Genomic DNA, 15,763 nt, shown 5'->3' on the forward strand with positions numbered 1-15,763 from the left:
TCGAACTGGTCGAGCTCGAGGTTCGCGAGCTTCTGTCGAAGAACGAGTTCCCCGGCGACGACATTCCGATCGTCAAGGGTTCGGCGCTGGCTGCTCTGGAAGACTCCAACAAGACCATCGGCGAAGACGCGATCCGCGAGCTGATGGCTGCGGTCGATGCCTACATCCCGACCCCGGTTCGTCCGCTGGACAAGCCGTTCCTGATGCCGATCGAAGACGTGTTCTCGATCTCGGGCCGTGGCACGGTCGTGACCGGCCGCGTCGAGCGCGGCATCGTCAAGGTCGGCGAGGAACTGGAAATCATCGGCATCCGTCCGACGACCAAGACGACCTGCACGGGCGTCGAGATGTTCCGCAAGCTGCTCGATCAGGGCCAGGCCGGCGACAACATCGGCGCGCTGCTGCGCGGCGTTGATCGTGAAGGTGTCGAGCGCGGCCAGGTTCTGGCCAAGCCCGGTACGGTGAAGCCGCACAAGAAGTTCGTGGCCGAAGCCTACATCCTGACCAAGGACGAAGGTGGCCGTCACACGCCGTTCTTCACCAACTACCGTCCGCAGTTCTACTTCCGCACGACCGACGTGACCGGCATCGTGTCGCTGCCGGAAGGCACGGAGATGGTTATGCCCGGCGACAACATCACGGTCGATGTCGAGCTGATCGTGCCGATCGCCATGGAAGAGAAGCTGCGCTTCGCCATCCGTGAAGGCGGCCGCACCGTCGGTGCCGGCATCGTCGTCACCATCAAAGAGTAATTTGGACTTAAACCGATCTGTCGCGGGCGCAGGATTTGCCCGCGCCGCGCCAGAACAAGGAAGTGACGCATGAACGGACAGAATATCCGCATCCGCCTGAAGGCGTTTGATCACCGCGTGCTTGACGCCTCGACGAAAGAAATCGTGTCGACGGCCAAGCGCACCGGAGCAAACGTCCGCGGCCCCATTCCGCTGCCGACGCGGATCGAAAAGTTCACGGTCAACCGGTCGCCTCACGTCGACAAGAAGAGCCGCGAGCAGTTCGAGATGCGCACGCACAAGCGTCTGCTCGACATCGTCGATCCGACCCCGCAGACGGTCGATGCTTTGATGAAGCTCGATCTGGCCGCCGGTGTCGACGTCGAGATCAAGCTCTAAGGGAATGAGAGCGCGGTTAGGGGCGGTGCCCCTGGCCCGGAACTCTAAAGGAATTGAACCGATGCGTTCAGGTGTGATTGCAAAGAAGGTGGGAATGACCCGCATCTATAATGATGCCGGGGAACATGTTCCCGTCACCGTTCTCCAGATGGAGAACTGCCAGGTCGTGGCTCAGCGCACGCAGGAGAAGAACGGCTATACGGCCGTCCAGCTCGGCGTTGGCCTTGCCAAGGTGAAGAACACGTCGAAGGCGATGCGCGGCCATTTCGCGACCGCTTCCGTCGAGCCGAAGGCGAAGGTCGCCGAGTTCCGCGTCTCCGCCGACAACATGATCGATGTCGGCGCCGAGATCACCGTCGAGCACTTCGTCGCCGGCCAGAAGGTCGATGTGACGGGCACGACGATCGGCAAGGGTTTCCAGGGCGTCATCAAGCGCCATCACATGGGTGGTGGCCGCGCGACGCACGGTAACTCGGTTTCGCACCGTACGCACGGTTCGACCGGCCAGCGTCAGGACCCGGGCAAAGTGTTCAAGGGCAAGCATATGGCTGGCCACATGGGCGACACCCGCGTCACCACACAGAATGTCGAGATCGTTTCGACCGACGCCGATCGCGGCCTGATCCTGATCCGCGGTGCGGTTCCCGGATCGAAGGGCGCCTGGATCCTGGTCCGCGATGCGGCCAAGGTGGCACTGCCGGCCAATGCGCCGAAGCCTGCCGCGATCCGCGCCGTTGCCGCCGAGAGTGGCGCCAAGAACGAGGCTCCGGCCGCAGAGGGAGCAGAATAATGGATCTCAAGATCACAACGCTTGGCGGCAAGGACGCCGGCAAGGTGAAACTCTCCGAGGAGATTTTCGGCCTTGATCCGCGCGAGGACATCCTGCAGCGCGTCGTGCGCTGGCAGCTGGCCAAACGGCAGCAGGGCACGCACAAGGCCAAGGGCCGCGCCGAAATCGCGCGCACCGGCGCCAAGATGTACAAGCAGAAGGGTACGGGCCGCGCCCGTCACCATTCGGCACGCGCTCCGCAGTTCCGCGGCGGCGGCAAGGCCCACGGCCCGGTCGTTCGCAGCCACGAGCACGATCTGCCGAAGAAGGTGCGCGCTCTGGGCTTGCGGCATGCTCTCTCGGCCAAGGCCAAGAGCGCGTCGATCATCATCATCGACGAGCTGAAGCTGACCGAGGCCAAGACGAAGGCGCTGATCGCGAATTTCGCGACGCTGGGCCTGACCAATGCCTTGGTGATTGGCGGTGCCGAGCTTGACCAGAACTTCAAGCTGGCGGCGACCAACATCCCGAACATCGACGTGCTGCCCATCCAGGGCATCAACGTCTACGACATTCTGCGCCGCGGCACGCTGGTCCTTTCGAAGGCCGCCGTCGAGGCTCTCGAGGAGCGCTTTAAATGACCGACCTCCGTCATTACGACGTGATCGTCTCGCCGGCGATCACCGAAAAGTCGACCATGGCTTCCGAGAACAACCAGGTTGTTTTCAACGTCGCCAAGAAGGCGTCGAAGCCGGAAATCAAGGCCGCTGTCGAAGCGCTGTTTGGCGTCAAGGTTACGGCCGTGAACACGCTTGTCCGCAAGGGCAAGATCAAGCGCTTCCGCGGCACGATCGGCCGCCAGAGCGACGTCAAGAAGGCGATTGTGACACTGGCCGACGGCCAGTCGATCGACGTCGCGACGGGTCTCTGAGCTAGGCCGCGAGGACAACAAACATGGCACTTAAAAAATTCAACCCGGTAACGCCGAGCACCCGCCAGCTGGTCATCGTCGACCGCTCGGGCCTCTACAAGGGCAAGCCCGTCAAGGGCCTGACCGAAGGCCTGACCAAGTCGGGCGGCCGCAACAATCACGGCCGCATCACGGCCCGCTTCATCGGCGGCGGTCACAAGCGTTCGTACCGCATCATCGACTTCAAGCGCCGCAAGTTCGACGTCGTCGGCACGGTCGAGCGCATTGAATACGATCCGAACCGCACCGCCTTCATCGCGCTGATCAAGTATGACGATGGCGAGCTGTCCTACATCATCGCTCCGCAGCGCCTTGCCGCCGGCGACAAGATCGTGGCCGGTGAATCGGTCGACGTGAAGCCAGGCAATGCGATGCCGCTGGCCTCGATGCCGGTCGGCACGATCGTCCACAACATCGAGCTGAAGCCGGGCAAGGGCGCCCAGGTCGCACGTTCAGCGGGTGGCTATGGCCAGCTGGTCGGTCGCGACCAGGGCATGGCGATCCTGCGCCTCAACTCGGGCGAGCAGCGTGTCGTTCACGGCTCCTGCATGGCCACCGTCGGCGCCGTGTCGAACCCCGACCACGGCAACATCAACGACGGCAAGGCCGGCCGCACGGTCTGGCGCGGCAAGCGCCCGCACAATCGCGGCGTGACCATGAACCCGGTCGACCATCCGCATGGCGGTGGTGAAGGCCGCACCTCCGGTGGCCGTCATCCGGTCAGCCCGTGGGGCAAGCCGACCAAGGGCAAGAAGACGCGGTCCAACAAGGCGACCGACAAGTTCATCCTGCGCTCGCGCCATCAGCGCAAGAGCTAAGAAGAGGTAACGCCAAGTGACTCGTTCTATTTGGAAAGGCCCCTTCATCGACGGCTACCTTCTCAAGAAGGTGGACAAGGTTCGTGAAGGTGGTCGCAATGAGGTGATCAAGATGTGGAGCCGTCGCTCCACCATCCTGCCGCAGTTCGTCGGCTTCACCTTCGGTGTCTACAACGGCCAGAAGCATGTTCCGGTCTCGGTGAACGAGGACATGGTCGGTCACAAGTTCGGTGAATTCGCTCCGACCCGGACCTATTACGGTCACGGCGCGGATAAGAAGGCGAAGAGGAAATAATCATGGGCAAGGCCAAAGCTCCGCGCAGGCTTGCTGACAACGAAGCGCGCGCCGTTCTGCGCACGATCCGTATCAGCCCGCAGAAGCTGAACCTGGTTGCCGCGCTGATCCGCGGCAAGAAGGTCGCGACAGCGCTTTCCGATCTCGAATTCTCGGCCAAGCGGATTTCCGGCACGGTCAAGAAGACGCTGGAATCGGCGATCGCCAACGCGGAAAACAACCACGACCTCGACGTCGATGCGCTGATCGTGGCGGAAGCCTATGTCGGCAAGTCGATCGTCATGAAGCGGTTCCATGCTCGTGGCCGCGGTCGCGCCAGCCGTATAGAAAAGCCGTTCTCGCACCTCACGATCGTCGTTCGTGAAGTCGAAGAAAAAGGGGAGGCCGCATAATGGGTCAGAAAGTCAATCCGATCGGTCTGCGCCTCGGCATCAACCGCACTTGGGATTCGCGCTGGTTCGCGAACACCGGCGAGTACGGCAAGCTGCTGCATGAGGACATCAAGATCCGCAAATATCTTGAAAAGGAACTCAAGCAGGCTGCGATTTCCAAGGTCGTGATCGAGCGCCCGCACAAGAAGTGCCGTGTCACCATCCATGCGGCGCGCCCGGGCCTGATCATCGGCAAGAAGGGCGCCGACATCGAAAAGCTTCGCAAGAAGCTGATGGAGATGACGAAGTCCGAGACGCACTTGAACATCGTTGAAGTGCGCAAGCCGGAAATCGACGCAACCCTGGTCGCCCAGTCGATCGCCCAGCAGCTCGAGCGTCGTATCGCGTTCCGCCGCGCCATGAAGCGCGCCGTTCAGTCGGCCATGCGCCTTGGCGCCGAAGGCATCCGCATCAACTGCGCCGGCCGTCTCGGCGGCGCCGAGATTGCGCGCATGGAATGGTACCGCGAGGGCCGCGTGCCGCTGCATACGCTGCGCGCCGATGTCGACTATGGCACGGCCGAAGCGCACACGGCTTACGGCATCTGCGGCGTCAAGGTCTGGGTGTTTAAGGGCGAAATCCTCGAGCACGATCCGATGGCTTCGGAGCGTCGCGCGACCGAGGGTGATGCTGCGCATGGCGGTGGTGGTGATCGCGAACGCGGTCGTCGTCGCGAAAACGCCTGATTATTTAGGAATTTGGAGTTAGAACGATGCTGCAGCCAAAGCGCACAAAGTTCCGCAAGCAGTTCAAGGGCCGTATCCATGGTACCGCAAAGGGCGGCACCAACCTGGATTTCGGTGGTTTCGGGCTGAAGGCGCTTGAGCCGAACCGCGTCACCGCGCGTGAGATCGAAGCGGCCCGCCGCGCGATCACTCGTGAGATGAAGCGTGCCGGCCGCGTGTGGATCCGTATTTTCCCTGATGTGCCGGTGACGTCGAAGCCGACTGAAGTGCGCATGGGCAAGGGCAAGGGCGCTGTCGATTACTGGGCGGCGCGCGTAAAGCCGGGCCGCATCATGTTCGAGATCGACGGCGTCAACGAAGAAACCGCCCGTGAGGCGCTGCGTCTCGGCGCGGCCAAGCTCTCGGTCAGGACGCGCTTCGTACAGCGCATCGCAGAATAAGGACGGGCTGATCATGAAAGCCGAAGACATCCGGACCAAGACCCAGGACCAGCTGACCGACGATCTGGCCAGCCTGAAGAAGGAGCAGTTCAACCTGCGCTTCCAGAAGGCCACCGGCCAGCTCGAGAAGACCGCGCGCGTGCGGCAGGTTCGCAAGGACATTGCGCGTATCAAGACCATCGCTGCGGAAAAGTCCGCGGCCAAGAAGGCTTAAGGACGAAAATCATGCCAAAGCGCATTCTGCAGGGCACTGTCGTCAGCGACAAGAACGAGAAGACGGTAGTCGTCAAGGTCGAACGGCGCTTCACGCATCCCGTGATGAAGAAGACCGTGCGCATGACCAAGAAGTACAAGGCGCACGACGAGAACAACGCCCACAAGGTCGGCGATCAGGTGTTCATCCAGGAATCGAAGCCGATTTCCAAGGACAAGCGCTGGATCGTCGTGTCTTCGGACCAGGCGTAACAAACCGAATTTTGGACAGACCGGGGAGGGGCTTTGAGCCCGTCCCGTTAGAAGAGAAGAAGGCGGCCAGTCATGATTCAGATGCAAACAAACCTCGACGTCGCGGATAATTCCGGCGCCCGTCGTGTCATGTGCATCAAGGTGCTGGGCGGCTCGAAGCGGAAATACGCTTCCGTAGGCGACATCATCGTGGTGTCGATCAAGGAAGCCATTCCGCGCGGCCGCGTTAAGAAGGGCGATGTGATGAAGGCGGTCGTGGTTCGCACGGCCAAGGACATCCGCCGCCCGGACGGCAGCGTGATCCGTTTCGACAAGAACGCGGCCGTTCTCGTCGACAACAAGAAAGAGCCGATCGGCACGCGTATCTTCGGACCGGTTCCGCGCGAACTCCGCGCCAAGAACCACATGAAGATCATCTCGCTCGCGCCTGAAGTGCTGTAAGGAGCCGGACCAATGCAAAAGATTAGAAAAGGCGACAAGGTCGTCGTGCTGGCCGGCAAGGACAAGGGCCGTTCGGGCGAAGTCCTCTCGGTTCAGCCGAAGGAAGACACCGCGCTGGTGCGCGGCGTCAACATGATCCGTCGTCACCAGAAGCAGTCCCAGTCCCAAGAGGGCGGGATCATCACCAAGGAAGCGCCGATCCAGCTGTCGAACATCGCGCTCGCCGACCCCAAGGATGGCAAGCCGACCCGCGTCGGCTTCATCTTCCAGAAGGACGGCAAGAAGGTGCGCGTCGCCAAGCGCTCGGGAGAAGTCATCAATGGCTAAGGCTCAAACCACGAAGCCCAAGGCTGAAAGCAAACAGTCCAAGGCCCAGAACACGCCGCGCCTCAAGCAGGTCTACAACGAGACCATCCGCAAGGCGCTGCAGGAGCAGTTCGGCTACGAGAACGAGATGCAGGTTCCGCGCATCGACAAGATCGTGCTGAACATGGGCGTCGGCGAAGCGACCGCGGATTCGAAGAAGCCTTCGATCGCGGCCGAAGACCTGGCGATGATCGCCGGCCAGAAGGCCGTCGTCACCCGCGCCCGTAATTCGATCGCCGGCTTCAAGGTCCGCGAGAAGATGCCGATCGGCGCCAAGGTCACGCTGCGCAAGGAACGCATGTACGAGTTCCTCGACCGTCTCGTGAACATCGCACTGCCGCGCGTCCGCGACTTTCGCGGACTGAATCCGAAGAGCTTCGATGGCCGTGGCAACTACGCCATGGGCATCAAGGAACACATCGTGTTCCCGGAGATCAACTACGACAAGGTTGATCAGATCTGGGGCATGGACGTCATCGTTTGTACGACTGCGAAGACGGACGACGAAGCCAGGGCATTGCTCAAGGCCTTCAACTTCCCCTTCCGCCAGTAACGGCAGCGAGAAAAGGAAAAATCTGAAATGGCAAAGACCAGCTCAGTCGAGAAGAACAACAGGCGCCGCAAGCTTGCCGACCAGTACGGTCCCAAGCGCGCTGCCCTGAAGGCGATCATCATGGATCAGTCCAAGCCGATGGAAGAGCGTTTCCGCGCTCAGCTGAAGCTTGCTGCCCTGCCGCGCAACTCGGCCAAGATCCGCATCCGCAACCGCTGCGAAGTTACCGGCCGTCCGCGCGCCTATTATCGCAAGCTCAAAGTATCGCGCATCGCGCTTCGTGATCTCGGCAATAACGGCCAGATCCCGGGCCTGGTCAAGTCGAGCTGGTAAGGAGGACATAACATGTCATTGAGCGATCCTCTCGGCGATATGCTGACCCGCATCCGCAACGCGTATGGCCGCAAGAAGTCGAGCGTTTCGACGCCGGCCTCGCGCCTGCGTACCCGCGTCCTCGACGTGCTGAAGGCTGAAGGCTATATCCGCGACTACAGCCAGACCGACTTCGACAACGGCAAGTCCGAGATCGAAATCGAGCTGAAGTATTTCGACGGTGCTCCGGTCGTGCGCGAAATCGCCCGCGTCTCGAAGCCGGGCCGCCGCGTTTACGTCTCGGCCAAGTCGATCCCGCACGTCGCCAACGGCCTCGGCATCGCCATCCTTTCGACGCCGAAGGGCGTGATGGCCGACCACGAAGCACGCGAACAGAATGTCGGTGGCGAGATCCTCTGCCAGATCTTCTGATCTGGCAGCTGACCGCAAAGTGGAATCCGGTCTTCGGATCGTTCCCGAAGACAGAGACCTGAAACAAGAGAAGTGACGAGGACAACCAAATGTCTCGTATTGGAAAGAAACCCGTTTCGCTGCCGCAGGGCGTGACCGCGACCGTCAACGGCCAGACCGTGACGGCGAAGGGCCCCAAGGGCGAGCTGAAGTTCGTGGTGAACGACGAAGTGCTGGTCAAGATGGAAGGCAGCGAAATCGCTGTCCAGCCGCGCGACCAGACCAAGACCGCCCGCTCCAAGTGGGGCATGTCGCGCACGCAGATCGTCAACATCCTGCAGGGCGTCAAGGACGGTTTCGAGAAGAAGCTCGAGATCACCGGCGTCGGCTATCGCGCGGCACTCCAGGGCAAGAACCTGCAGCTGGCACTTGGCTTCAGCCATGATGTCGTCTACCAGACGCCGGCTGGCATCACGATCACTGTGCCGAAGCCGACGGAAATCACCGTGACCGGCATCGACAAGCAGCAGGTCGGCCAGGTTGCCGCCGAGATTCGCGAGTATCGCGGTCCCGAGCCCTACAAGGGCAAGGGTGTCCGCTATGCCGGCGAGAAGATCGTCCGCAAGGAAGGCAAGAAGAAGTAGTAGGCCTGGCCCCGAAAAGTTGCAGACTTTTCGGAAAAGGCCAAGCCAAAGAACTGCAACGCCGCGGGGAGCGGTCGCGGGAGGCGCTTTCGCCTACCGCACATGGCGGCCCCCCGTTTTTTGAAGGCAAGGAAGACTATCATGGCTACCAAGGAATCCATCCAGCGCCGCGCGCAGCGCGTTCGCCGTCAGATCAAGAAGGTCGCCGGCGAGCGCCCGCGTCTCTCGGTTCACCGCACGTCGAAGAACATCTACGTGCAGGTCATCGACGACGCCAAGGGCCATACCATCGCGGCTGCATCGACACTCGAGAAGGACCTCAAGGGTTCGCTCAAGACCGGCGCCGACACCGAGGCAGCAGCCGCTGTTGGCAAGCTGATCGCCGAGCGTGCTTCGAAGGCCGGCGTCAAGGAAGTCGTCTTCGACCGCGGCGCCTATATCTATCACGGCCGCGTCAAGGCGCTGGCCGAGGCTGCCCGTGAAGGCGGTCTGAGCTTCTAATTGCCTGATCCCGAACCGAAGGTCAGCGCAGCAAAAAGTTGCAGACTTTTCGGACAAGATCATGCAAGGAAAAATAATTCGCCCCCGGTGACCCAAAGAGGCGCACCGGATCTTATCAGCAACCGTGCTTCCGGAAAAAAACAAGGAACAGGATATGGCACAGGAACGTAGGGATGGCGGCCGCGGCCGCGATCGTGAAGAACGCGATGACGGCATGGTGGACAAGCTCGTCCACATCAACCGTGTCGCCAAGGTCGTCAAGGGCGGCCGTCGCTTCGGTTTTGCAGCACTCGTCGTCGTCGGCGACCAGAAGGGCCGCGTCGGCTTCGGTCACGGCAAGGCGCGCGAAGTGCCGGAAGCGATCCGCAAGGCAACCGAGTCGGCCAAGCGCGACATGATTTTCGTGCCGCTGCGCTCGGGCCGCACGCTGCACCACGACGTCGAAGGACGCTGGGGTGCCGGACGCGTGCTGCTGCGCGCTGCCAAGCAGGGTACCGGCATCATCGCCGGCGGCCCGATGCGCGCTGTCTTCGAGACGCTCGGCATGCATGACGTGGTCGCCAAGTCGATGGGTTCGTCGAACCCCTACAACATGGTTCGCGCCACGTTCGACGCGCTGAAGAGCCAGATGCATCCCAAGGATGTGGCTGCTGCGCGCGGCATCAAATATTCGACCCTTCAGGCCCGCCGCGGCACCGCCGTTGCGGCTGAAGAATAGTCGATCTGACCAGGGATTTTGACCATGGCCAAGAAAGCAACCAAGACCATCACCGTTGAGCAGATCGGTTCGCCGATCCGCCGCCCGAAGGAACAGCGCGCAACGCTGGTCGGCCTCGGCCTCAACAAGATGCACAAGCAGCGCACGCTGGAGGACACTCCCTCGGTGCGCGGCATGATCGCTGCCGTCCAGCATCTCGTCCGCGTCGTGGACGAGGGCTGAGCAAAAGCGCAGGAGAACCCAGATGAAACTCAACGATCTGCGTGACAAGGACGGCGCGACGCACTCCAAGAAGCGTCTCGGCCGTGGTATCGGCTCCGGCTCGGGCAAGACCGGCGGTCGCGGCGTCAAGGGCCAGAAGGCGCGCTCCGGCGTTGCCATCAACGGCTTCGAGGGCGGCCAGATGCCGCTCTATCGGCGCCTGCCGAAGCGTGGCTTCAATAACATCTTCGCCAAGAGCTTTGTCGTCGTTTCGCTGGCTCGTATCCAGACCGCGCTCGATGCCAAGAAGCTTGACGCCAAGGCGACCGTGACGGCCGAGGCACTCGTTGCCGCCGGCGTTATTCGCCGCGTCAAGGACGGCGTGCGCATCCTCTCGGACGGCGAGCTCAAGGCAAAGCTTGTCTTCGACGTCGCCGGCGCCTCCAAGGCCGCGATCGAGAAGATCGAAAAGGCCGGCGGTTCGGTCAAGCTGCCGGAAGCGGCAGCGGAGTAACGGCAATTTGAAGTGCGGCCGGCAGGAACGGTATCCGTTTTTGTTCACGATTGCGCTTTGATCCGATCAATTAGGCGGCCGCGTCAACGCGGCCGCTTGCATGTTTAGAGCCCGGAGCTTATCTCGTGAGCTTCGGTGCCACGCGCCGCCTGAGCTGCGGGCATCGAGCGTGACATACAAATCAAAGAAGTAGCGCATGACGTTGTCCGAAAACCGCTTCACACTTTTCGGCATCATGCTCTAGCGGAGAATCAGGCATGGCTTCGGCTGCTGAACAACTAGCCTCGAATCTGAATTTTGCGGCTTTCGCCAAGGCGGAGGACCTGAAGAAGCGAATCTGGTTCACCGTCGGCGCGCTGCTCGTCTATCGCCTCGGCACCTATATCCCGCTGCCCGGCATCAATCCGGATGCATTCGCGCAGGCCTTCTCTTCGCAGGCCAAGGGCGTGCTCGGCATGTTCAACATGTTCGCCGGCGGCGCCGTGCAGCGCATGGCGATCTTCGCGCTCGGCATCATGCCTTACATCTCAGCCTCCATCATCATGCAGCTGATGACCTCGGTCATTCCGTCGCTGGAGGCGCTGAAAAAGGAAGGCGAGCAGGGCCGCAAGGTCATCAACCAGTACACGCGCTACGGCACGGTACTCCTGGCGCTGGTGCAGGCCTACGGCATTTCGGTGGGCCTGGAAGGCGGCAACGGCATCGTCAACGATCCCGGCATGTTCTTCCGCATCTCGACCGTCGTCACGCTGGTTGGCGGCACCATGTTCCTGATGTGGCTGGGCGAGCAGATCACCGCCCGCGGCATCGGCAACGGCATTTCGCTGATCATCTTCTCCGGCATCGTCGCCGGCCTGCCGCGCGCCATCTCCGGCACGCTGGAGCTCGGCCGCACCGGCGCTCTATCGACCGGGCTGATACTCGCGATCATCGTGCTGGCCATAATCGTCATCGCGCTGATCGTGTTCTTCGAGCGCGCGCAGCGCCGCCTGCTGATCCAGTATCCGAAGCGCCAGGTCGGCAACCGCATGTTCCAGGGCGATACCTCGCATCTGCCGCTGAAGCTCAACACGTCGGGCGTCATTCCGCCGATCTTCGCGTCGTCGCTGCTTTTGCTGCCGGCAACGGTCGCTGGCTTCTCGCAGACGACAAACCTGCCGGCCTGGGCAAGCACCGTGCTCGCTTCGCTCGGCCACGGCCAGCCGCTCTACATGCTGTTCTATGCGGCAATGATCGTGTTCTTCGCCTTCTTCTACACGGCCATCGTGTTCAATCCGAAGGACACCGCCGACCAGCTCAAGAAGCATTCCGGCTTCATTCCGGGCTACCGTCCGGGTGAGCGCACCGCCGATTACATCGACTATGTCCTGACGCGCATCACCGTCGTCGGCGCCATCTATCTGGTGCTGGTGTGCCTGCTGCCCGAGTTCCTGATTTCGGCAACTGGCGTACCATTCTACCTCGGTGGCACATCGCTTCTGATCGTGGTCAGTGTAACCCTCGATACGGTGGCGCAGATCCAGGGTCACCTGATCGCGCACCAGTATGAGGGCCTGATCAAGAAGTCGAAGCTGCGCGGGGGGAAGAAGGCCAGATGAGATTGATATTGCTTGGGCCGCCAGGAGCGGGCAAGGGGACGCAAGCACAAAGACTGGTAGAAAAATACGGCATACCGCAGCTGTCGACGGGCGACATGCTGCGGGCCGCCGTACAGGCCGGCACTGAAGTCGGCAAGCGCGCCAAGGCGGTGATGGATGCCGGCGAGCTGGTTTCCGACGCCATTGTCAACGCGATCGTGGCCGAGCGCATCGACCAACCCGATTGCACCAGCGGTTTCATCCTCGACGGATATCCGCGCACGCTGGTGCAGGCTGATGCGGTTGAATCGATGCTCGCCGAGCGCGGCATTGGCCTCGATGTCGTGATCGAGTTCGTCGTCGACGACAAAGCGTTGGTCGGCCGCATCGTCAAGCGCGCCGACGACGCCAAGGCCGCCGGACAGCCGGTGCGCAAGGACGACAATCCGGTGGTGTTCGAAGAGCGCCTGCGGGAATATTACAAGAAGACGGCGCCGCTGATCGGCTATTATTACGCCAAACGCTCGCTTAGGAGTGTCGACGGCATGGCTCCTGTCGACACCGTGACGGCGGAGATTGAAGCGCTGCTCGCGGCGGTGACGCGGGAGACCGTTACGGTAAAGTAAAGATTGCGCTTGACTGGAACGGTTCGCTGGGTTATGGCGGCCCGTCTTCCTATCAGGCATGAGGCTTGCTTGTCCGCAAGGGCAAGGCAGCCGCATTGAAACTAGGGAACTCCCGCAAGGGCCGGCCTCCACCGGACGCGGGGTAATTTGAACAGCGCCGCGCGTGCCTTATTTTGAAGGCCGGCCGGTCCCACATGGAGAAGAGAAGAATATGGCTCGTATAGCCGGCGTCAACATTCCGACCAACAAGCGCGTCGTCATTGCGCTTCAGTACATTCACGGCATTGGCAAGAAGTTCGCCCAGGAGATCGTCGACAAGGTCGGCATCCCGGCCGAGCGCCGCGTCAACCAACTGACCGACGCGGAAGTGCTGCAGATCCGCGAGACCATCGACCGCGACTACCAGGTCGAAGGCGACCTGCGCCGCGAAGTGTCGATGAACATCAAGCGTCTCATGGACCTCGGCTGCTACCGCGGCCTGCGTCACCGCCGTTCGCTGCCGGTTCGCGGCCAGCGCACGCACACCAATGCACGCACCCGCAAGGGCCCGGCCAAGTCGATCGCCGGCAAGAAGAAGTAAGTGAGCGATAGCGAGTAGCCATTAGCGAGTAGGGGTCCCTATTCGCTAGTCCCTGCTCACTACTCGCTTTCAAAGGTGGAGCCGCTGGCATTACGGCGGTGTAGAGATCAACTGAAAGGACTATCATGGCCAAGGAAGCCGCTCGTGTTCGCCGTCGTGAACGCAAGAACATCTCGTCGGGCGTTGCCCACGTCAATTCGACCTTCAACAACACGATGATCACCATCACCGACGCGCAGGGCAATTCCATTGCCTGGTCGTCGGCCGGTGCCCAGGGCTTCAAGGGTTCGCGCAAGTCGACCCCGTTCGCCGCCCAGATGGCTGCCGAAGACGTCGCCAAGAAGGCCCAGGAACACGGCATGCGCATGCTCGAAGTCGAGGTCTGCGGACCCGGCTCCGGTCGTGAATCGGCGCTTCGCGCCCTGCAGGCGGCCGGCTTCACCATCACTTCGATCCGTGATGTGACGCCGATCCCGCACAATGGCTGCCGCCCGCGTAAGAAGCGCCGCGTCTAAGACATTACCGAACGCCGCGTGAGCGCCTCAAGGCGCTCCTCCACGGCACTCCAGGTCGCCCGCCACGATTGGATGGTGGCGGGTCAACGGAAGGAAAGCATCATGATCCAGAAAAATTGGCAGGAACTGATCAAGCCGAACAAGATCGAGTTCTCGTCGAAGAAGAAGACGCTGACCACGCTGGTCGCCGAGCCGCTCGAGCGTGGCTTCGGCCTGACGCTCGGCAACGCGCTGCGCCGCGTGCTTTTGTCTTCGCTGCGCGGTGCGGCTGTCACCGCCGTGCAGATCGACGGCGTTCTGCATGAATTCTCGTCGATTGCCGGCGTGCGTGAGGACGTGACCGACATCGTCCTCAACATCAAGGAAATCGCCATCCGCATGGAAGGCGATGGTCCCAAGCGCATGGTCGTTCGCAAGCAGGGCCCGGGTGCGGTTCTGGCTGGCGACATCCAGACGGTTGGCGACGTCGAGATCCTCAACCCCGACCACGTCATCTGCACGCTGGACGAGGGCGCTGAAATCCGTATGGAATTCACAGTCGACACCGGCAAAGGTTACGTGCCGGCAGACCGCAACCGCGCCGAAGACGCGCCGATCGGCCTGATCCCGGTCGACAGCCTGTATTCGCCGGTCAAGAAGGTCTCCTACAAGGTCGAGAACACCCGCGAGGGCCAGGTTCTCGACTATGACAAGCTGACCATGACCATCGAGACCGACGGTTCGATCTCGGGCGAGGACGCGGTGGCATTCGCTGCCCGCATCCTGCAGGACCAGCTTGGCCTGTTCGTCAATTTCGACGAGCCGCAGAAGGAAGTCGCCACCGAGGCCGTCACCGAGCTCGCCTTCAACCCGGCGCTGCTCAAGAAGGTGGACGAGCTCGAGCTTTCGGTGCGTTCGGCCAACTGCCTGAAGAACGACAACATCGTCTACATCGGCGATCTCATCCAGAAGACCGAAGCCGAGATGCTGCGCACCCCGAACTTCGGCCGCAAGTCGCTGAACGAGATCAAAGAAGTGCTCGCGGCGATGGGCCTGCACCTCGGCATGGAAGTGCCGGACTGGCCGCCGGAAAACATCGAAGACCTCGCCAAGCGTTACGAAGACCAATATTGAGCATGAAGTCCAAGGATCGGCGGCGTGGGCCGCTCGATCCGACGGTCATGCGGAAAACCATCAGAGGCCGTGGCCTCTTGAACAACTGAAGAAGGAAAAGAGCCATGCGCCACGGTTTTAAAGGCCGCCGCTTCGCCCGAAGCATTAGCCATCGCAAGTCGATGTTCGCCAACCTCGCCGTGTCGCTGCTCGAGCACGAACAGATCGTCACCACCCTGCCGAAGGCGAAGGATTTGCGTCCGATCGTCGAGAAGCTGGTGACGCTCGGCAAGCGCGGCGACCTGCATGCGCGCCGCCAGGTCATTGCCCAGATCGGCAATGAAGGCGTCGTCAAGCGTCTGTTCGACACCATCGCGCCGCGCTACGCCACCCGCAATGGCGGCTATCTGCGCATCATGAAGGCCGGCTTCCGCCACGGCGACAATGCCGCCATGGCAGTCATCGAGTTCGTCGATCGCGACACCTCGGCCAAGGGCGCCGGCGACCGCGCCCGCATCGAGGCCGAAGGCACCGACGAGGAAGCCGCTGCCGCATAAGGCTCGGTTTTTCAGGAATGACTTCAAGGGGCCTTCGGGCCCCTTTTTTGCATTGTCGCGAGGGCATGCTTCGCCAGGCTTTTTTGCCTGCCGGCCAAGTGCTTTTGCACGACAATCGCCGCATTTCAGTGCATTAGCCTTTCATTCTGCA

General features: G+C 61.7%; 28 protein-coding genes. All 28 read left to right on the forward strand.

The annotated features are described in order from the left end of the window. Positions 1-752: EF-Tu C-terminal domain-related protein (locus NKJ64_RS09285; RefSeq protein WP_352462416.1), on the forward strand; the 752-nt coding region annotated here is incomplete at its 5' end. Positions 753-821: 69 nt separating this feature from the next. After that, on the forward strand, positions 822-1,130 hold the full coding sequence (gene rpsJ / locus NKJ64_RS09290; RefSeq protein ID WP_010909272.1) for a 30S ribosomal protein S10: 309 nt from the start codon (positions 822-824) through the stop codon (positions 1,128-1,130). Between the two features lie 61 nt (positions 1,131-1,191). Further along, positions 1,192-1,920 (forward strand): 50S ribosomal protein L3, encoded by a 729-nt coding sequence (gene rplC / locus NKJ64_RS09295; RefSeq protein ID WP_023682606.1) that lies wholly within the window; start codon positions 1,192-1,194, stop codon positions 1,918-1,920. Next, complete coding sequence (gene rplD / locus NKJ64_RS09300) at positions 1,920-2,540, forward strand: 50S ribosomal protein L4 (RefSeq protein ID WP_023672750.1); 621 nt, start codon at positions 1,920-1,922, stop codon at positions 2,538-2,540. Before rplC ends, rplD begins: the two co-directional genes overlap by 1 nt. Continuing rightward, positions 2,537-2,830 carry a 50S ribosomal protein L23 gene (locus NKJ64_RS09305; protein ID WP_023672751.1) on the forward strand — a complete coding sequence of 98 codons (294 nt, stop codon included), beginning with the start codon at positions 2,537-2,539 and terminating at the stop codon, positions 2,828-2,830. Before rplD ends, NKJ64_RS09305 begins: the two co-directional genes overlap by 4 nt. A gap of 23 nt (positions 2,831-2,853) precedes the next feature. Next, a complete protein-coding gene (gene rplB / locus NKJ64_RS09310) occupies positions 2,854-3,687 on the forward strand; it encodes a 50S ribosomal protein L2 (RefSeq protein ID WP_023706515.1) in 834 nt (277 codons plus the stop codon). Between the two features lie 16 nt (positions 3,688-3,703). Continuing rightward, positions 3,704-3,982 carry a 30S ribosomal protein S19 gene (gene rpsS, locus NKJ64_RS09315; protein WP_006205463.1) on the forward strand — a complete coding sequence of 93 codons (279 nt, stop codon included), beginning with the start codon at positions 3,704-3,706 and terminating at the stop codon, positions 3,980-3,982. 2 nt (positions 3,983-3,984) lie between these two features. Next, complete coding sequence (gene rplV / locus NKJ64_RS09320; protein WP_006205462.1) at positions 3,985-4,374, forward strand: 50S ribosomal protein L22; 390 nt, start codon at positions 3,985-3,987, stop codon at positions 4,372-4,374. Next, positions 4,374-5,099 (forward strand): 30S ribosomal protein S3, encoded by a 726-nt coding sequence (rpsC, locus tag NKJ64_RS09325; RefSeq protein ID WP_023672753.1) that lies wholly within the window; start codon positions 4,374-4,376, stop codon positions 5,097-5,099. Before rplV ends, rpsC begins: the two co-directional genes overlap by 1 nt. Positions 5,100-5,125: 26 nt before the next feature. Continuing rightward, positions 5,126-5,539, forward strand: coding sequence for a 50S ribosomal protein L16 (rplP, locus tag NKJ64_RS09330; protein WP_006205460.1), 414 nt, complete (start codon positions 5,126-5,128; stop codon positions 5,537-5,539). A gap of 13 nt (positions 5,540-5,552) precedes the next feature. After that, complete coding sequence (rpmC, locus tag NKJ64_RS09335; protein WP_006205459.1) at positions 5,553-5,753, forward strand: 50S ribosomal protein L29; 201 nt, start codon at positions 5,553-5,555, stop codon at positions 5,751-5,753. Between the two features lie 11 nt (positions 5,754-5,764). Then, a complete protein-coding gene (gene rpsQ / locus NKJ64_RS09340; RefSeq protein ID WP_010909280.1) occupies positions 5,765-6,004 on the forward strand; it encodes a 30S ribosomal protein S17 in 240 nt (79 codons plus the stop codon). 72 nt (positions 6,005-6,076) lie between these two features. Next, complete coding sequence (gene rplN, locus NKJ64_RS09345; protein ID WP_006205457.1) at positions 6,077-6,445, forward strand: 50S ribosomal protein L14; 369 nt, start codon at positions 6,077-6,079, stop codon at positions 6,443-6,445. Between the two features lie 12 nt (positions 6,446-6,457). Further along, positions 6,458-6,772, forward strand: a complete 315-nt coding sequence (rplX, locus tag NKJ64_RS09350) for a 50S ribosomal protein L24 (RefSeq protein ID WP_013531428.1) — start codon at positions 6,458-6,460, stop codon at positions 6,770-6,772. Next, positions 6,765-7,364 (forward strand): 50S ribosomal protein L5, encoded by a 600-nt coding sequence (gene rplE / locus NKJ64_RS09355; RefSeq protein ID WP_023672755.1) that lies wholly within the window; start codon positions 6,765-6,767, stop codon positions 7,362-7,364. Before rplX ends, rplE begins: the two co-directional genes overlap by 8 nt. 27 nt (positions 7,365-7,391) lie before the next feature. Beyond that, positions 7,392-7,697, forward strand: coding sequence for a 30S ribosomal protein S14 (gene rpsN / locus NKJ64_RS09360; protein ID WP_010909282.1), 306 nt, complete (start codon positions 7,392-7,394; stop codon positions 7,695-7,697). 12 nt (positions 7,698-7,709) lie between these two features. Further along, positions 7,710-8,108, forward strand: coding sequence for a 30S ribosomal protein S8 (gene rpsH / locus NKJ64_RS09365; RefSeq protein WP_006205453.1), 399 nt, complete (start codon positions 7,710-7,712; stop codon positions 8,106-8,108). Positions 8,109-8,197: 89 nt separating this feature from the next. Then, entirely contained in the window at positions 8,198-8,731 is a 534-nt protein-coding gene (gene rplF, locus NKJ64_RS09370) for a 50S ribosomal protein L6 (protein ID WP_023691246.1), read from the forward strand. A 141-nt stretch (positions 8,732-8,872) separates the two neighbouring features. Further along, positions 8,873-9,232: a 50S ribosomal protein L18 gene (rplR, locus tag NKJ64_RS09375; RefSeq protein ID WP_023682602.1), complete on the forward strand. Its 360-nt coding sequence runs from the start codon at positions 8,873-8,875 to the stop codon at positions 9,230-9,232. A gap of 154 nt (positions 9,233-9,386) precedes the next feature. After that, positions 9,387-9,950: a 30S ribosomal protein S5 gene (rpsE, locus tag NKJ64_RS09380; RefSeq protein WP_006333394.1), complete on the forward strand. Its 564-nt coding sequence runs from the start codon at positions 9,387-9,389 to the stop codon at positions 9,948-9,950. A gap of 24 nt (positions 9,951-9,974) precedes the next feature. Then, positions 9,975-10,172: a 50S ribosomal protein L30 gene (gene rpmD, locus NKJ64_RS09385; RefSeq protein WP_006205449.1), complete on the forward strand. Its 198-nt coding sequence runs from the start codon at positions 9,975-9,977 to the stop codon at positions 10,170-10,172. Between the two features lie 22 nt (positions 10,173-10,194). After that, positions 10,195-10,665: a 50S ribosomal protein L15 gene (gene rplO, locus NKJ64_RS09390; protein WP_023682601.1), complete on the forward strand. Its 471-nt coding sequence runs from the start codon at positions 10,195-10,197 to the stop codon at positions 10,663-10,665. A 257-nt stretch (positions 10,666-10,922) separates the two neighbouring features. Further along, positions 10,923-12,263: a preprotein translocase subunit SecY gene (gene secY, locus NKJ64_RS09395; RefSeq protein ID WP_023672761.1), complete on the forward strand. Its 1,341-nt coding sequence runs from the start codon at positions 10,923-10,925 to the stop codon at positions 12,261-12,263. Continuing rightward, positions 12,260-12,868 (forward strand): adenylate kinase, encoded by a 609-nt coding sequence (locus tag NKJ64_RS09400; protein WP_352462417.1) that lies wholly within the window; start codon positions 12,260-12,262, stop codon positions 12,866-12,868. Before secY ends, NKJ64_RS09400 begins: the two co-directional genes overlap by 4 nt. Positions 12,869-13,079: 211 nt before the next feature. Further along, positions 13,080-13,448, forward strand: coding sequence for a 30S ribosomal protein S13 (gene rpsM, locus NKJ64_RS09405; RefSeq protein WP_006205445.1), 369 nt, complete (start codon positions 13,080-13,082; stop codon positions 13,446-13,448). A gap of 125 nt (positions 13,449-13,573) precedes the next feature. Continuing rightward, positions 13,574-13,963: a 30S ribosomal protein S11 gene (gene rpsK, locus NKJ64_RS09410; protein ID WP_006205444.1), complete on the forward strand. Its 390-nt coding sequence runs from the start codon at positions 13,574-13,576 to the stop codon at positions 13,961-13,963. 102 nt (positions 13,964-14,065) lie between these two features. Then, a complete protein-coding gene (locus tag NKJ64_RS09415; RefSeq protein ID WP_023682599.1) occupies positions 14,066-15,076 on the forward strand; it encodes a DNA-directed RNA polymerase subunit alpha in 1,011 nt (336 codons plus the stop codon). A 104-nt stretch (positions 15,077-15,180) separates the two neighbouring features. Next, complete coding sequence (gene rplQ / locus NKJ64_RS09420; RefSeq protein WP_023682598.1) at positions 15,181-15,612, forward strand: 50S ribosomal protein L17; 432 nt, start codon at positions 15,181-15,183, stop codon at positions 15,610-15,612. Positions 15,613-15,763: the final 151 nt, after the last annotated feature.

The sequence above is a fragment of the Mesorhizobium sp. M0062 genome, assembly GCF_040323125.1.
In the GTDB taxonomy this organism is placed as follows: Bacteria; Pseudomonadota; Alphaproteobacteria; order Rhizobiales; family Rhizobiaceae; genus Mesorhizobium.

Bases quoted from the DNA above. Each gene is read 5' to 3' on its own strand.
- rpsJ (WP_010909272.1), top strand. From the start codon at position 822: ATGAACGGACAGAATATCCGCATCCGCCTGAAGGCGTTTGATCACCGC.
- rplC (WP_023682606.1), top strand. From the start codon at position 1,192: ATGCGTTCAGGTGTGATTGCAAAGAAGGTGGGAATGACCCGCATCTAT.
- rplD (WP_023672750.1), top strand. From the start codon at position 1,920: ATGGATCTCAAGATCACAACGCTTGGCGGCAAGGACGCCGGCAAGGTG.
- NKJ64_RS09305 (WP_023672751.1), top strand. From the start codon at position 2,537: ATGACCGACCTCCGTCATTACGACGTGATCGTCTCGCCGGCGATCACC.
- rplB (WP_023706515.1), top strand. From the start codon at position 2,854: ATGGCACTTAAAAAATTCAACCCGGTAACGCCGAGCACCCGCCAGCTG.
- rplV (WP_006205462.1), top strand. From the start codon at position 3,985: ATGGGCAAGGCCAAAGCTCCGCGCAGGCTTGCTGACAACGAAGCGCGC.
- rpsC (WP_023672753.1), top strand. From the start codon at position 4,374: ATGGGTCAGAAAGTCAATCCGATCGGTCTGCGCCTCGGCATCAACCGC.
- rplP (WP_006205460.1), top strand. From the start codon at position 5,126: ATGCTGCAGCCAAAGCGCACAAAGTTCCGCAAGCAGTTCAAGGGCCGT.
- rpmC (WP_006205459.1), top strand. From the start codon at position 5,553: ATGAAAGCCGAAGACATCCGGACCAAGACCCAGGACCAGCTGACCGAC.
- rpsQ (WP_010909280.1), top strand. From the start codon at position 5,765: ATGCCAAAGCGCATTCTGCAGGGCACTGTCGTCAGCGACAAGAACGAG.
- rplN (WP_006205457.1), top strand. From the start codon at position 6,077: ATGATTCAGATGCAAACAAACCTCGACGTCGCGGATAATTCCGGCGCC.
- rplX (WP_013531428.1), top strand. From the start codon at position 6,458: ATGCAAAAGATTAGAAAAGGCGACAAGGTCGTCGTGCTGGCCGGCAAG.
- rplE (WP_023672755.1), top strand. From the start codon at position 6,765: ATGGCTAAGGCTCAAACCACGAAGCCCAAGGCTGAAAGCAAACAGTCC.
- rpsN (WP_010909282.1), top strand. From the start codon at position 7,392: ATGGCAAAGACCAGCTCAGTCGAGAAGAACAACAGGCGCCGCAAGCTT.
- rpsH (WP_006205453.1), top strand. From the start codon at position 7,710: ATGTCATTGAGCGATCCTCTCGGCGATATGCTGACCCGCATCCGCAAC.
- rplF (WP_023691246.1), top strand. From the start codon at position 8,198: ATGTCTCGTATTGGAAAGAAACCCGTTTCGCTGCCGCAGGGCGTGACC.
- rplR (WP_023682602.1), top strand. From the start codon at position 8,873: ATGGCTACCAAGGAATCCATCCAGCGCCGCGCGCAGCGCGTTCGCCGT.
- rpsE (WP_006333394.1), top strand. From the start codon at position 9,387: ATGGCACAGGAACGTAGGGATGGCGGCCGCGGCCGCGATCGTGAAGAA.
- rpmD (WP_006205449.1), top strand. From the start codon at position 9,975: ATGGCCAAGAAAGCAACCAAGACCATCACCGTTGAGCAGATCGGTTCG.
- rplO (WP_023682601.1), top strand. From the start codon at position 10,195: ATGAAACTCAACGATCTGCGTGACAAGGACGGCGCGACGCACTCCAAG.
- secY (WP_023672761.1), top strand. From the start codon at position 10,923: ATGGCTTCGGCTGCTGAACAACTAGCCTCGAATCTGAATTTTGCGGCT.
- NKJ64_RS09400 (WP_352462417.1), top strand. From the start codon at position 12,260: ATGAGATTGATATTGCTTGGGCCGCCAGGAGCGGGCAAGGGGACGCAA.
- rpsM (WP_006205445.1), top strand. From the start codon at position 13,080: ATGGCTCGTATAGCCGGCGTCAACATTCCGACCAACAAGCGCGTCGTC.
- rpsK (WP_006205444.1), top strand. From the start codon at position 13,574: ATGGCCAAGGAAGCCGCTCGTGTTCGCCGTCGTGAACGCAAGAACATC.
- NKJ64_RS09415 (WP_023682599.1), top strand. From the start codon at position 14,066: ATGATCCAGAAAAATTGGCAGGAACTGATCAAGCCGAACAAGATCGAG.
- rplQ (WP_023682598.1), top strand. From the start codon at position 15,181: ATGCGCCACGGTTTTAAAGGCCGCCGCTTCGCCCGAAGCATTAGCCAT.